Origin of the sequence: Achromobacter deleyi, assembly GCF_013116765.2 — a bacterium.
GTDB classification, from domain to species: Bacteria; Pseudomonadota; Gammaproteobacteria; order Burkholderiales; family Burkholderiaceae_B; genus Achromobacter; species Achromobacter deleyi_A.
Map to the genome: position 1 here is coordinate 2,447,177 of NZ_CP074375.1, position 15,302 is coordinate 2,462,478.

General features: G+C 60.4%; 10 protein-coding genes and 1 pseudogene. 4 read left to right on the forward strand and 7 right to left on the reverse strand.

Going from position 1 to position 15,302, the window contains the following annotated elements:
* Positions 1-70 precede the first annotated feature (70 nt).
* The 3 genes from HLG70_RS10930 to HLG70_RS10940 all read right to left on the reverse strand — a co-directional run bounded on the left by HLG70_RS10930 (position 71) and on the right by HLG70_RS10940 (position 1,517).
* Positions 71-553 (reverse strand): hypothetical protein, encoded by a 483-nt coding sequence (locus HLG70_RS10930; RefSeq protein ID WP_213697172.1) that lies wholly within the window; start codon positions 551-553, stop codon positions 71-73.
* Between the two features lie 76 nt (positions 554-629).
* On the reverse strand, positions 630-815 hold the full coding sequence (locus HLG70_RS10935) for a hypothetical protein (protein WP_171664421.1): 186 nt from the start codon (positions 813-815) through the stop codon (positions 630-632).
* A gap of 78 nt (positions 816-893) precedes the next feature.
* A complete protein-coding gene (locus HLG70_RS10940; protein ID WP_171664422.1) occupies positions 894-1,517 on the reverse strand; it encodes a hypothetical protein in 624 nt (207 codons plus the stop codon).
* A 291-nt stretch (positions 1,518-1,808) separates the two neighbouring features.
* Here HLG70_RS10940 and HLG70_RS10945 point away from each other — a divergent pair, with 291 nt between their 5' ends.
* The 3 genes from HLG70_RS10945 to HLG70_RS10955 all read left to right on the forward strand — a co-directional run bounded on the left by HLG70_RS10945 (position 1,809) and on the right by HLG70_RS10955 (position 3,527).
* Positions 1,809-2,417 carry a hypothetical protein gene (locus HLG70_RS10945; RefSeq protein ID WP_171664423.1) on the forward strand — a complete coding sequence of 203 codons (609 nt, stop codon included), beginning with the start codon at positions 1,809-1,811 and terminating at the stop codon, positions 2,415-2,417.
* Positions 2,418-2,665: 248 nt separating this feature from the next.
* A complete protein-coding gene (locus HLG70_RS10950; protein ID WP_171664424.1) occupies positions 2,666-3,274 on the forward strand; it encodes a hypothetical protein in 609 nt (202 codons plus the stop codon).
* Positions 3,240-3,527: a GLUG motif-containing protein gene (locus HLG70_RS10955; protein ID WP_171664425.1), complete on the forward strand. Its 288-nt coding sequence runs from the start codon at positions 3,240-3,242 to the stop codon at positions 3,525-3,527. The genes HLG70_RS10950 and HLG70_RS10955 overlap by 35 nt, the downstream gene beginning before the upstream one ends.
* A 662-nt stretch (positions 3,528-4,189) precedes the next feature.
* On the opposite strand, the gene HLG70_RS10960 is transcribed toward HLG70_RS10955, so the two are convergent.
* Together HLG70_RS10960 and HLG70_RS10965 are read right to left on the reverse strand one after the other, a co-directional pair.
* Positions 4,190-5,020 carry an autotransporter domain-containing protein gene (locus HLG70_RS10960; RefSeq protein ID WP_234103051.1) on the reverse strand — a complete coding sequence of 277 codons (831 nt, stop codon included), beginning with the start codon at positions 5,018-5,020 and terminating at the stop codon, positions 4,190-4,192.
* A gap of 356 nt (positions 5,021-5,376) precedes the next feature.
* Positions 5,377-8,628: pseudogene (locus HLG70_RS10965) on the reverse strand (autotransporter-associated beta strand repeat-containing protein); the annotation flags it as partial.
* Between the two features lie 906 nt (positions 8,629-9,534).
* Between HLG70_RS10965 and HLG70_RS10970 the strand changes: the two are divergent.
* Positions 9,535-12,591, forward strand: a complete 3,057-nt coding sequence (locus HLG70_RS10970; RefSeq protein WP_171664427.1) for an autotransporter outer membrane beta-barrel domain-containing protein — start codon at positions 9,535-9,537, stop codon at positions 12,589-12,591.
* A 267-nt stretch (positions 12,592-12,858) separates the two neighbouring features.
* On the opposite strand, the gene HLG70_RS10975 is transcribed toward HLG70_RS10970, so the two are convergent.
* Entirely contained in the window at positions 12,859-13,041 is a 183-nt protein-coding gene (locus HLG70_RS10975; protein WP_171664428.1) for an acyl carrier protein, read from the reverse strand.
* 394 nt (positions 13,042-13,435) lie between these two features.
* Positions 13,436-14,323: a hypothetical protein gene (locus HLG70_RS10980; protein WP_171664429.1), complete on the reverse strand. Its 888-nt coding sequence runs from the start codon at positions 14,321-14,323 to the stop codon at positions 13,436-13,438.
* Positions 14,324-15,302 lie beyond the last annotated feature (979 nt).

Genomic DNA, 15,302 nt, shown 5'->3' on the forward strand with positions numbered 1-15,302 from the left:
TTGGTTCAGCGATGCAGTTTTCGGTCGGCGCCGACACGCTGCAGCCTTGGAACGTCGAAATGACGACGCCCTATCTGACTGCCCAATAGTCGACGTTCAGCCGAGACAAGGTCGCATGCTCGGAGAGCACCACCCAGACCATTCCGGAGGCGAGAACGCGCACTCGGTACGTCTTGCTCTCGAAGATGTCGTTGTGGTTTGCACGTCTCGGTGCGCCGAGATGCAATCGAAAGAAATCCGAGTACTGAGCCGCAAGCAATGGAATCTTCTGATGATCCTGCTCAAACAGTTCATCGCTGAGATCACTCGGCTCCGAGCCAATGAAAAGACGAATCTCTTCAATATGTCCGTTCAGCACCTTTGCCTGACCAGTTGTGTGGCGGGCCATTTCGAAACTGAAGTATCCGCGCCGCGCTTGAATTCGTTTGAAGCCGCACTCCCGGCCCGCATCAGCAAAGGAATCCTCGCGCCAAATCGTGGGTGACTCCGTCACGCTGCAATAGAGCCGCCAGAGCTCGGCCGGGGTCAGTACATCACGCTCATAGATCTGCATGGAACGAAATTGTTGCATTGGAGACACGAAGAAGCCCAACCTTCGATGTTCACCTCGCCCCGTAGAGGATCATGGCTCACAACTTGACCGATCCATCGACGAAGACAGATGGCGACCAATCGGAATCGTAGTCCTCCAGGATCGCGACCGGCGCCACAAGGTTGCCTTGAAGGAAAATGGCAGCGGGCGGTTGCCGCTGGAACTCGGTGGAAAGCTCCGGCAGCAGATCGATCGTCTTCAGCACGCCGCACACTGTGCTCATAACTTCGCCACGAGCTTGTGCTTTCCTTGAAGTTGATCGAAAACACACGGCATACATACGGAAGCGTGTGCCTGCTTATCAGCGCTTGAACAGGCGCTCGTGCATCCATCCATCGTTGGTCAGGATGACGGCTGCCTTGCCTTGTATCTCTCCTTGAGTCCGTTCCGCAAAATCCTTGTAATTAGCCCGCACGCCTTCCGACCTGGCCCAGTCGGCCGCACCGTCCACCTTGTATCGGTAGTTCACCTGCGACAGCTTTACGCCCATCATGTCGCTGGGTTCGGTGAAGTTGTCCACTTCCACGACGACGTACTTGCCGGTGCAGAAGGCATCGTGTCCACCCACCGTGTTGGCGCCATTGGCGACGAGGAATTTCTTGCCGGTATCGGTGACCTGGTACTCGGTGGCCGGCTCCATCTTGTTGCCGAACATGGCCTTGACTTCGGTGTCTCGCTTCGTCAGCAGCCCGGCATCGACCAGCGCATCGGCGCGCTTCTTGCTCTGACCGCCCAGCATGTCTTGATTCGACAAGGTGAACGGCGAGCCCTTTGCAGGAATCGCTGCGCACAGGCCCTTCTGAGTGTCCAGGTACACCTGTACGGCTTTGCTGAAGTTGCTCTTGTTGGCGTCCTTTGCGCCGCCGCACGCGGCGAGGGTAAGAGTAAGGCTGCCGATGGCGACGATCTTGATGGCGGTATGCAAAAGAGCTCCCTCTGTAGGCTAAGACAACCGGTTACTCAAATATGGCAAGGCGATCAGTCTGATTGAGCGAATCTGCAATTGTGGAGTAGAAACTCGCCGCTCAAAATTCAGAGTTTGAATATGTCTATAGATAAATAGAATGCGCATTGCCCTGCGACATCCAGCGTACAGGCGGGGACCTATGGTTATAGTTTCGCGGACCGGGATTGCGCCACGCCAGCTTGGCGACAATTCATTCAATCCGAAGCCGCTTCGCGATGCGGCTTAATTCAGCCATCAGGCATCGTCCAAGTGAGCTTCGAACCAATCCAACTGGAAGATGTACACGGAAGGTCCGCGACCGCCCGTTTGCTTCCGCACAATCCACTCGAAGCGCTCAAGATCGCTCGGGCAATCCGCCATCCTTGGTATCGGTGCCAAGCGCTGTCCGCCGTCGCCGCCTCGACTCGGAGACGCACAGACTCGATCCGCCTTCTTCAGGAGGCTTTGCGCGCCGCCCGGGAGCAAGAAGCGCCCAACCGAGTGATCACCGTGGCTTCCTGGCCGCTGCGCGTCCTTCTGCCGCTCGATGCTCCAGCGGCGGCGAAGGTCGCCGCTGATCTTCTTGCACGCGCAGAGACTGAACCACATGGTCTCCGTCGTCTGCATGCCCTCGACGCGCTGCTCGGGGCAGTCGCCGATGACACCAACCTCAGAGAGGCGGTCGCTGCAAGCTACACGCGGACCGCGGGCACCTGCAAGGGCTGGCGCGCCGAGCGGACGATCTGCTTTCGCGCTCAGCATCTTGCAGTGCTAGACGCGCGTCTCGCGCAGGAACTGCTCGCCGGCCGCGTTCCGAGTCGCTACAGTCGGCGAGCCGTTCAAGTCATCCGATCGCGGGCCAACACAAACGATGCCTGACCCTTCGCGTGAGCGGACGGCCAAACGCTCATCTCTAGCCTTGACTACTTCTACTGCATAGCGCCGGAGGGTCATGTTATCTTCTGGTCGCCCAATGGCTGGGACCCAGACAATTGGCCCGACCGCGCTGGCTGGATCAGCGGTGACTGGCTCGCGGATCACCACTAACAGTTCATTCAAACCGAGCCCGTCCGTCAGCGCGGCCGAGTCGGCTCAATTCAGGCGGTAGCTGGAAACAGGGATGACGCATGCAGTACATCAACTTCATCTTCGAAGATGGCGACGACGACTCGACGCCATATACCGGGCCTGTTCCCGACAGCGATGCAGAGTATCTCCGGCAAGCCGCAACGCATCTCCGGCCGCTGTCCGACGATGACTACATGACGGGGCCGGCTTGCATTCTCCAGACGATGGCGAAATACAGCTATGTGCTCGATGATCAGGATCTTTACTGGTGCGTCGAATGGGACCCGGGTCTGTTGATCGTCAGGATGACCCCGAACAAAGCACTGGAATGGGTCGCGCTTCGTTCACCGATTCCCGACTTCGGCGGCCGTGAGCCGTTGCCGGAAGATGCGTATCCCAACGATGACGAGGATGACAATCCGCAGTACAACCTGATCTTCACCCCTTGGGATGCACAGTTTGACGAGCAGCACAAGGAATGGGGAGCATTCGTCCCAGCGGATTCTGAAGTGCGGGCCCGATTTGAAAGCGCTTTGGATCGCGTCAACGCACTTGGCGATGTTATGCAATCGCGTTACGCCGACGACAGAGACGGTTGGCTCGGCCGGTGCAGGGAGAATCTGGAAAAATGGTGTGGCGAAGGCGTCAGACTCAAGTCGGTCTGCTGATCAGGCGCTGTACCTGACCACGGCGACAGTACGCGGCAACACCTATACGCAAGCGCTGGGAGGTCTGGTCGGCTCCAACCAAGGCTCCGTTTCCCAATCCGTCGCCAGCGGCAAGGTCAACGTGCTTTACAACTACGCGCACGTGGGGGGCGGCCTGGCAGGCGTCAACTACGGCGTCATGAACTCGAACGCCACGTTCGGCGAAGCCGCCAAGCTGCCGGTCGCCGGCGCCAACTACGGCACCATCAACTGATCGGACAGGCCCGGCCGGTAAAGCCGGGCTCCATGTCCATCTCGCTGATAGTCTGACCCTACCCCAAATCAGCTGCGCAAGGGGATGGCGCGCCGGTGAGTGAATACATCCCCCCTTTGAGCGCGACAACAATGTTACAACCATGTCCAGGCAATCAAAGGCGTGTCATGAACCCTGTTGAAATCCCTTTGCGCTTCGTTCTCGACGGTAATATTTGGAACAAGCTCCAATGCGACGTTTGTACGAAGGATCTCCTGGGAACCACTAGCCGACAGCGTGTTTATTCTCGGCTACTCGCGATTGGGCATGGCGGCCCTCGGGTCGGGAGCGGTATACGCCGCTCATAAAGGAGAATCCACGAAGATCGGAGATGCAATACTGGCGGACACAGCGCACTCCATTAACGCGTGTTTCGTATCGGAAGACAAACGCGCCCGGTAAAGATTCGCCGCGCTCGTCGGCGCCGATAGGACTATGACGTACGACGCTTTCAGGTCTGCAGTCCTGACGCTCGGCGCCACCGGGTAGCGAGCGGCGGTTTTTCAGAACTCGATGGCCTGAGGTCGCATGGGCACGATGCCCGCAAATCCCGAACCATTGGGCCACGATCCGCAAACGCATCCCAGCCACATCGCGAAGATGAGCAGCGGGAGCGTTCCCCGCTAAAACCGCACTCTCACCCCCAGGCTCCCCAGGATCGAGGATTGCACACGTGCGCCGCCCGAAACATCGAACACGTGACCCATTTCCGCATAGAGGCTAGTCCTCGAGTTCAAGGCCAGCGTCGCCCCGCCGGCAATCTCGATCGACGTATATCCTGAGCGGCTCGCGATGTCCGTAACCGCCGCCGGCGAGATGAAGCGCGCAACGTCGGTGCCGGAGCCCGCGTAGTACAGATTGACACGCCCGTAAGGCAGCAACCGCCCCGCCGAAGTCATCATGTCGCCCTTCACACGCACGCCCAGGCGCCCGATCCAGCCTCCATTGGTCTTTTGCTGCACCACCGCGCCACTGAGTTCCAGGTCATCGATCGAACTCTTCTGGTACGCCAGTTGCGCCTGGGTTTCGATCGTCCAGCGTTCCGTCAACGCAAAGGGCTGACCGACTTCCACGGAGGCCACCCAACTGCGGGCCTTCCCCGACACGCTCGGATTCGCTTCCGGCCGCACACTGTAGCGGTGATCTCCCCCCTGTAGCACCAGGTCGGCATAGCGCCCGCTGGCATCTGCCCACGTCGCATACCCCCCCAGGTAGCGCGAGCGCAGATCGTTGTAGCCGACTTTCCCGGACACGCCTCGGGCGTTGCCCATCACATCGACATTGCCCTCGAGCTGGCCCACGTAGAACCCTGCCCGCCAGGAGGGACTCGCCCACAAGTCGGCGCCGGCTTGCACGCCCCCCAGATAACCATCGCTGTGTGGATTGACTGTACCGTCCTGGTGGATGTTGATGTCGGTGTAGACCGCCCGGGCCCAGCCGCGCCGATCTCGCAATGCCGGGGCATCGCTCGCCCCCCCGTCTCCCTGACCCTATCGTCATCTCCTACGCGGCGATGCAGGTTGGCCAGCATCGCCAGATCCCCCTGACGCATCTGCGCCGGCAAGGCCGCGACCAGCGGCACCTCAGTCCGATAGATCGGCACCTCCGCGCCTGGCGTAGTGGAACGCAGATACCAGTTCTCCCCTTGCCCATTGGCGTCGGCCGCGTAGAGCTGGTACTGATACGCGCCGGCATCGATGTGCGGCGCCGACAGCGTAGCGCCGCCCTTGGCCAGTCCCCCAACGCCCGGGCCGCCCAGCACGAAGGCGTCCTTGGTCGTCTGCGCCGTGGTCGTGGCGCCGTTGAGCGCGGTGACCACCTCAATTCCATTGCCCGTGGTCAGCGCTCCCAGGCCGCCAAGATTGGTGATCTGCACCGTGGTGGAGCCGGAGGCGCTGGCACCCGGCCCATTGAGCACCAGCCGGTCACTCGCGCTACTGCTGTCGCCCAGGGTGGTGCCGATGTGCAAGATGCCGCCACGCCCCACATACGCCCCCGTCACCGCAAGCGTGGAGCCCGGACGCCCGCTCAGCAGATTGACCGTGCCCGCGTTGTCGAGAGCAGCCACCGTTTGATTGAACCCGCCTGTGTCCAGCGTGGCGCCGCCGGACACCCTGTGGGCCGAGGCCGCGCTGAAAGTGTTGGCGGATCCCGCCTTGAGCGTTCCTGCGGCGACTGTTGTTGCACCACTGTAGGTATTGGCGCCCGAAAGCGTGGTCGTCCCGGTTCCTGCTTGCGTGAAGGAACCCGTGCCGCTGATCCGACCACCGAGCGTCAGCGCATCGACCCGATTGACCGCCAAGGCGGCGTTGTTGGCGATGTCCCCGGCCAGACTGCCGGTCGTGCCGCCGTTGCCCAACTGCAGGGTGCCGGCACTGATCGTGGTGCCCCCGGTGTAGGTATTGTCCCCCGTGAGCGTCAGCGTGGCGGCGCCGGTCTTGACGAGGCGGCCATCGCCGCTGATGGGGCCGCTGAAGGTGGTGGCGGCAGTGTTGTTGGCCGTGAGCGCCGCACTGCCCGTTGCCACGTTACCGGCGCCCGAGAGATTGTTGGCGATCTGATCGAAGCCGTTGAGGTCCAGCGTGGCGCCACCGGCGACGCTCACGGCGCTGCTGCTGGCGAAGGCGTTGACGATGCCCGTCTGCAGCGTACCGGCATTGACCGTGGTGGTGCCGGTGTAGGTGTTGGCCGCCGACAGTCTCAGCAGACCCTCGCCGTTCTTGGTCAGGCTCTGGCCGTCCCAGCCGCTGGCGAAGGGACCCGTCTGATTCGCCAGGGCAATGTCCACATCGAAGGCCGTATTCGGCGCCAGGGTGAAGGTGCCTGTGCCCGCAGCAGTTCCTCCATCGGTCCAGGCCATGCGGAAACCGAGGTTGTAGTCCAGGGTATCGGCCGAGACGAAGCCTTGATGGAGCAGGTAGTCTGCTCCCGCGGAGCCCAGCGGATTGTTGACGAAGTTGCCGGTGATGCCGCCGGTGGTGCGCAGCATCGTGTAAGTCTGACTGATGACTTGACTGGCTTGCACAGGTATCGCGCTTTGGCTGAAGCCTCGGATCATCAGGTTGCCGTCCAGCACGGCGCTGCCCGCGACGATGTCCGGGGAAGCCCCCAGCGTGGCGTCGAGGGTGGAATTGGCCGCCTGGGTGAAAACGCCGCCGATGCGCAGGGCCGATTGGAGCTGACCGATATTGGTAGTGGCGCCGCCCTGGGTGGTGTAGTTGCCAATCGTAGTGAAATCGCCAGTCTGCAAGAACTTGAGCGTGCCCTGCTGGACGTTCACGCTACCCTGGGTACCAGGGCTGTTGAGAACGGTCGTGCCAGCACCCGCCTGTGCCAAAGAACCGGAGCCACTGAGCGTCCCGGCGAGGATCAGCTCATTGGAGCGGTTGACAACCAGCGCGGCGTTATTGGCGATGTTGCCGGCCACACTGCCGGCGATGCCGCCGTCGCCGAGTTGCAGGGTGCCGGTGTTGATCGTGGTGAGGCCGGCATAGCTGTTGTCGCCAGTCAGGGTCAATGCCGATGCACCGGTCTTGGTCAGGCCACCCGACCCGCTGACCACGCCGCCGAAGGTGGTAGGTGCAGTCTCGTTGACCGTCAGGGTCGCATTGCCCAGGGTCACGCTGCCGGCGCCGGAGAGGTTGTTGGCGGTCTGGTTGAAGTTGTTCAGGTCCAGCGTGGCGCCACCGGCCACGTTCACGGCGCTGCTGGTCGCGAAGGCATTGTTCACGCCAGTTTGCCAGGTGCCGGCATTGATCGAGGTCGTACCGGTATAGGTGTGAACGCCGGAGAGGTTCAGCACACCCGCGCCAGCCTTCTCGACGGCGCCGCTGCCCGTGATGACGCCCGCATAGATCCCGTTGGTGCTCTGAATGAAACGCACGATGCCGTTGTCGGTCACACCGGAAGGCAGACTCTGCGCAAAGGCTTCTAGGACGCCCCCCGAGTTGACCAGTACCGAGCCATTGAAGCTGCTGTTATTGCCCGTGAGCGTCAAGGTACCCTGGGCTACCGTGACGGCCAGCGGCGGATTGGCACCGTTGTTGCCGACTTGTCCGCTCAGCGTCCATTGCCCCGCGCCTTGCTTGACCAGGGTCTGGAAGTTGCTGATGCTGCCTGCCACGGCATCGTTGGAGCCGAAGCTGCTGTTGAGCGTGAGTGCGTTGCTGCCCGTGCCGCCGTTGAGGTTGCCGCTCATGACCGAGCCGGCTTCGAGCGTGACGCTGTCGTTGCCGTTACCCAGTGTCACGTGGCCCGACACTGCGGCGCCCGTGCGATTGGTGAAAATCACCGCGTTGTTGCTGTTGGACCCGATCGCGTCGAAGTTTGCGCCGTTGGCGAAAGTGCGGATGGTGCCGTAGTTGTCGATCGAGTTGGCCGTGCCCAGCGCCGTGCCCTGGAGCCAGATCGCCGAGCTGGAGAAGCCTTCGATCACGCCGCGATTGATGATCGTGTTGCCGAAGCCGAGCGTGTTGATCGCTTCGTTCGAGATTCCCGGGCCGCGCGATGAGATCGTCGCGCCGGTCTCTACCGTCACGAGGTTGTTGTTGTTGAACTCGACGGTGTTATGACCCGCCAACCAGTATCCGACGCCTCCCGTGCCAGCAGCGTTGTTCTCGATCACGGATCCGCTGCCGATGGTGATGTTGGCGCTGTTACCCAGGCTGATGGCGGAAACTGCGCCCGTGCTGATGGTGGTGGCCGGGTTGACGATCAGCGTGACGTTGTCGTAGGTCGGCCCGGCACCTACCGTGGTGACCTGGTCTGTACCGCTGCAAGTCGTGGTGAGGCCCGAGGTGGCGGACGGCGTACAAGCGGCAAGGACACTGCCGGCGGTCGTCAGAAGGTTGAGACCGATCAGGCCCCCGGTCACCGCCGACACGCTCAAGAAGGGCAGCCTGGGATCCGATGCCGCCTCGGGTTCGGGTTCGGACGAGGCATGAAGTAGGGAGCGTTTTCCGGTGCCATGCGCGGGCCCGGAGGCCACCATCCCAGATTGGCGCGAGGCATTCCGAACGACTCTGAAAAGCCTGTTCATTGTTGTACCCCCCTCGGAGCTCATCCAGATCTATTCTATTTAAGAAAAGGCAAAAGAACTATGCCGACTGCGGTCTGACGCGCCGGAGCGACCGTATTGCATGCTTGGCGGCCCCGTACTCGTCGACTTGGAATCTGACCGCTACCATCTGCCGGAAAGAAAAATCACCCTCCCTGCGCACAGGAACCGTCTGGCCTTCTGCAGAATCCGGGCGCCCGCTGATCTAAACAGCGGTAGCCATTCGTCCGTGGCCATCGGCTTTCTGGGCGGGGTAACGCGGCCGGCGCGGGACTCGGGCACGTCGCAAGCGCGCAACAGTTCCCTTTTTCAGCGCTCCGCGCGCTTGAATGAATAGCGTGCGATGGATCGTCTCGCGAAAATTGACGGCCCCGTCTCCGTGAACGCCGCATTTCCACCATCCGGCAATTTGTCCCGTTCGATTTTTTCGGGCATAGAACAGTTCGACCAGCCGCCAACCAGTCCCTGCGTGCCCCCCCGCTCTCGGCCAGGGTCCCAGTGCCAGGAAAAAGAGGCATCGAGATGCTTGCTGGCGGCCACCCTGAAAAGGAGAAAATATTTGAATTTATATATTTCAACGAAACGAAAACAAGAGAGTTTTTACTCAAAATAGAAACTTAGCGGACTTTGAGTAAACACTTTCTTAATCACTACCCGTCACTCGGGCCGACACCCATTTTGTTGCCCGTTATTGGCGCAGCACCATCATCTGGGCAGCAATTAAGATTCCTTCGATATCTAAAGCCCCACCCAAATCCGAGAATACCAAGGAGGTCAACCGACAATTTGCTCATTTTCGCCAGGTCTTTCATGCTTTCTCCCCCACGTGCTCACGGCTCGTCTGACTTCAGCATCCTCTCCGGTAGCCGGAGCCGCAAGCACTTTGCGCATTCGCGCGTTTCATTGGCGACCATGGCGTTGCTGGCCCATGCTTCCTCCGTCCAGGCGCAGGCGGTCATCGACGGCGGCAATACGGTCAACGTGCCGTCCGGCGCGCAGCCTTCGCCGTGGACAATACCCGGCACGGGTGTACTGACGGTCGGAAATACCGGAAATGGCACGTTGAATATCGAAGCTGGCAGCTCGGTCTCGAGCAAGAACAGCTATGTCGGCCAGGCGTCAGGTTCCTCGGGCGTGGTGACGGTCTCTGGCCCCGGCTCCATCTGGACGACCGCGGGGGGCACCGTCAATATCGGCACTAACGGCACTGGCAAGATCACCATCAAGGACGGTGCGACCCTTCAAAATGCAACGGGCGGCTACTACCTCGGCTTCAACCCCGGCTCGTCGGGCACGCTGACCGTTTCGGGACAAGGCTCCAACTGGATCAACACCAGTTTCGCCGCCGTCTATGTCGGATGGAAAGGCGAAGGCACGTTGAATGTCCTGGATGGCGGGGTCATCACCAATCAGCAAAGCTATGTCGGTCACAGTGCAGGCGCGGTCAACACGGCCACTGTGTCGGGCGCGGGTTCTCGCTGGAACAGCGAGCTCATTGTCGGACACGAGACAGGCAGCACGGGCATCGTGAATATCGAAGGGGGCGGCGTTGTCTCAGGCAAGGTAGGCTCGATCGGTTGGTATGCCGGCTCCTCCGGCACCGTCAACGTCTCGGGCACCGATGCCGACGGCAATCCGTCCAGTTGGATCACCGATTCCCTAGACCACATCGGCAAATCCGGGGCGGGCACACTCAACATCAGCAATGGCGGTCGGGTATCGACTGCCAGCATCTACGGCAACGCCACCATCATCGGCACCAGCCCAGGGGCGTCCGGCGTGGTCAACGTCTCCAATGGTTCCTTGACCACTGCCGCCAGTCTCAGGGTCGGTGACGCGGGCGCCGGCTTGCTGAACATCGGCGCCGGCGGAACCGTATCCAACACCGATGGGCATATTGGCTACAGCGCATACAAATCCCCGGCGTCGCTATCGGGCCAAGTCCTGGTTTCCGGCGCGGGCGCTTCCTGGACCAACTCCAGCAGCCTGACTATCGGCCACGCAGGCGTCGGCACATTGACTATTGCCGACGGTGGGAAGGTGACTTCGCCGACGGTGTCCATGTCCGTGACAAGCACAGGGGTCGGTACCCTCAACATCGGTGCGCCTCAGGGAAATGCGCCCGCTGCGCCTGGCACGCTGACCGCCTCGACGCTGACCATGGGGGCGAAAGGATCGCTGGTGTTCAATCACACGAATACCAGTGGCGCCTATCGCTTTGATCCGAAGATCACCGGTGCAGGTTCCGTGACGCACACCGCTGGCGTCACGGCATTGACAGCGAACAACATCTATTCGGGCGTCACAACGATCTCGGGCGGAACGCTTGCTGCGGGCGCCGCGAACGCATTGAGCCCCAACTCGACGCACGTCCTGCAGGCTGGCGGCGCCCTGGATCTCCGGGGTTTCGACCAGAAGGTGCCCGCCCTGTCTAACGCCGGCAGCGTCATCATGGGTGAGGGTCCGGGCATTGGCCGCACCCTGACCGTCGCCGGCTCCTACACCAGCAATGGCGGCAGCCTTTACATGAACAGCGTGCTGAACGGCGACAGCTCCGCCACTGACAGGCTCGTCGCCAGCCGCGTGGTGATGGGCAACGGCGCCACGCGGTTACACGTGACCAACCAGGGCGGCCTGGGCGCGCTCACCACGGGCAATGGCATCAAGCTTGTGCAGGTGAACACCCCAGGGGCTTCGGCCGAGGACGCTTTCGCCCTTGGCGGCCGGGTTGCCGCGGGCGCTTATGAATACACCCTGGCGCAGAACGGCTTAAACGCCGATGCGGGCGATGGAAACTGGTACCTGCGCAGCACGCGGGCGGTGATTCCGCCCCCGCCGCCCCCGCCACCGCTGCAGCCGGAACAACCCGAACAACCGGATAGGCCAGAGCAACCTGCGCGGCCACCCATCTCGCCAGAGCGCCCTCTCGTCGTCCAGCTGCCCAATTATCGCAATGAAGTGCCCGTCGCCATGGCTGTACCAGCACTGACCAAGCGCTACGGTCTGGCCACGCTCGGAACCTACCACGAACGCACCGGCGGCGGCGTCAACCGCTCGGGCAGCGACGGCAAGGCGCGCGCGTGGGCACGCGCCATCGGCGAAAGCGGCGAGGTGGGCGGAGGCATTCGCGGCGCCGGCAACAATCAGAATGCGCTCAGCCGTCATCGGCGCTTCGCCGACCATGGTCCATCGTACGACTACGATATCGGAGCCATCCAGGTCGGTGCGGATCTGTATCGCAAGACTGGCGAAAATGGCGTGAGCGACACCGCCGGCCTCTATGTGGGCGCTGGCCGCACCGACGCCACCGTGGGCGCCGTCTACGGCGGGCGGGCAGGCAAGGCATCCATGAACGGATATTCGATGGGCGGCTACTGGACGCGCGAGGCCGCCAGCGGCGCGTACCTGGACGCCGTGGCGCAGGCCACGCGCTACGACCGCGTGCGGGCCGAGGCCACTACCGGCAACGGCTTCAAGAGCAGTGGTCATGGTCTGGCGGCATCGTTGGAAGCGGGCTACCCACTCGCTCTCCAGGACGCGGGCAAGCAGGGCTGGATGCTGGAGCCTCAGGCGCAGGTGATCCTGCAGAACGTGAACCTGCGCGACAGCGCCGACGACTACGGCCAGGTGCAGTTCCGCACCACGAACACGGTGACCACGCGCGCCGGCCTGCGTCTGTCAAAGGACTGGAGCCGGGCCAGCGGGCGAGGCCTGACGACCTGGGCCCGAGCCAACCTCTGGAACACCTCGGGCGCCGACGCCAAGACCACGTTCAGCACACTGAGCGGCACCGACCCGATAACCTTGAACACCCGCCTCGCGGGTACGTCGGGACAGCTAGGCGTCGGCGTTGCGGGCGAGGTCGCCAAGAAGGTGACCCTGTTCGGATCCGTGGATTACAACCGCGCACTCGACTCTGGCACAGCCAGCAGCGTCTCGGGGCGTGCGGGAATCAGAGTGCTCTGGTAGGCGCCGTATCGAGACTGGGTCTGCCCGGAGTACGCTCCGGGCAGACCTGTTTCTCGATTGGTGGAAGGAGTCAATGCAATAGTCGCCAGGCTACAGACTTAGCCGCCGCATACTGAGGCCAACTGCCCCTGCGTGGATCACAACCTTGTCGACGGCACTATCTGAGACAAGTTTCAACAGTACCTACACGTCGGGAAATTCGGGATAGCGGAGCGTGCGACAGCGCCGAACAGTGCTTTGGACATTGCGGTAGTCAATCGCTCTCGATCAAGCGCGATTGGTTTCGATGAAGCACATGAGCGCATCGATGCTGCTGAAGTCACAGAGCTCCAAGTCTTTGTTCTCAATCGTCAGTCCGAAGTGCCTCTCGACAAAGACAACAAGCTCCATCATGAATAGTGTGTTGACTGCACGCGAAGCCACGATGTGGTCGTCATTGGCAAGATTCATGCGCACAAACCGGAAAATGAAATTGTGAAGAATTCTGCGGCAGTCAGTTTCATGATAGTGGACGCCTACTGAAGTCCATCGACCATGCAGTTTGATTGACAGATGCCCATCGAGCACTTCGGTCCGGCAAAATCCGGTTCAGGCATTTGGATGAGGACATTCTGACGGCTTGCCCGACTGTACGCAGCAGATCGAAACCTTTAGCGGCGGCCACCTATTCAATAAGAATATCGGAAATCATCTCCGAACCGCCCCCCGGATTACCGCGTTAGTCAGATGTCCAGATTTGCTGCGTCAATCACATTGAGAGGTGAGCCGTCCGCATGAACGCCGGCCCCACCCGTTTCCACTCAGTGCGAAAGTCATCGTATTACGTGAATTTTTGGCAAAGCGTTCAATTGGATTTGCAAGAGTGCTGATGAAATTGGATTTTTCTAAATGCCCTACAGCGAGACGAAGCAATCAAGCCTCCCCCCGTGCCGAGCACTCCAAATATAATAAGAAACAGGGAGGGACGATTAGCATGCCCCCGCCCCTGATCCGGACTAATGAGCGCCACGCCCGCCACCCCACACGCAAATGCGACAACTGCGGCCGCGAGACTGATGCGGATCCTTTTTGTCCAACGATCGGGGTTTACAATCACTCGTCGCTCGAAGATATCATCGAAGTGCGATGCAATCTGAAGAGCCTTCTGCTCTGCTTCAGCTGCCACTGGCACTCGCAACACGCCGAAAACATCACCGACGTACGCGGGACTAGGATTCGTTATGGCTGGCATAACGATGTCAAATTCAATTATCGGCGGGTCCATTTCAATAAATCGGACGCCCATCGCGCAGTAAAGGCCCGACGTCGCCAAGCAAAAATAATGGTCGCCAATCAGCACTCCCTCATCGGAGAAGATGACCTCGATGCCATCCCGGGGAGTCGTCTGTGGCAGGCCGTAGCTATTCATCTTGTCTTGGGATGAAAGGTGCTGATCGATCTCGCGATAGCGTTCAACCTGCTCCGCTGGCACTACCCATCGAGCGATAGCGGTTTGCTCATCACGCATCATGCGGAACGTCCGTCGAATGGATGATAAGTTGAGAAAAAACGCGCCGCCAAGCACTGCCGAAATGCTCCCCAATCCGATTACGATCATCGCGCGGACGGTTGCATGATCGATCGCATATATCTCGATGATGCCAAGCACAGCAGCAATGAACCCACCAAGAATTGCGAGGCGACAAAAAAGAAAGGCGCTGGCTTTTGGATTGCGAAGACCTGGAGTTTTCATGCTGCCATCTATTTAATTGATTCTAGAAACTTCAGTTCGTGCGGCATCGCCACCGACACACGCGCCCATCGCAGCGGATCGGCAGGAACAGAATTCTTGCATGACGTTCATCGTCTTACAAATGCCTGGATCGACTATCAGGAGTACACGCCTCTCTCCCTGGATGGGCGTTACCTGTAGATCCCCCCCAACCCGCTAAGCTCCAAGCCAAGGTGAGCAGAAGGACATGGAATCCGATGACCAGCTCAAGACAGTGCTGTACAGCGGACCATCGGACGTCCCTCAAGCGACAGATTCTTCGAAATCAATCGCCCCTCCAATTTTTGTATAGAAAAATAGAATAGCTGCAAACCAAAATTGGATACCAAAAACCACTACCAAAGGAGCAACTCAGAATAATATAGCTGAGTTCCAACATCACAAATGAGAAAATTTCGGTAAATAGATGCTTGCCTATTCTCTTACGAATCGCCTATTTCCCTCACTTATTTTCAAACCACGCCTACAAAGCAGCGGCAGAACAATGATCTCGTGGCGGCCCACGCATTAAAAAACAACACTCCACGTCATTGGGCGAGTGCATTCCATGATCAGAATTTATTTGCCGTCAGTTGTTCGGAATTTGAATCCTGTTTGCCGTCAGGCCGTGGCGGAGGCCACCGGTCTGTTTATCAGCCGGCGCGACCCTGAGCCGACTATCGACTTGGGAATTTTTGAATTGCAGGAGCAGCCACTGAGATGCCGGGTCGATGGTCAACCAGGCGGAGTTGGATCTCGATGAAGTGCGGCTGGCCTTGTCCGGCGATCGACGTTGCAAGATGAGAACCCTGGTCAATACCCCCCACGGTTTCGCCGCTACTGATCGAGCTTCTGTAGGAGGCGTGGATGCTTGGCTCGCATGAAATGAGCTGCACGATATTCGGGGCGGTAGCCTGTTCCTGGCCGCGCTCCTCAATCCCGCCCGCTACCAGCCGCCAGC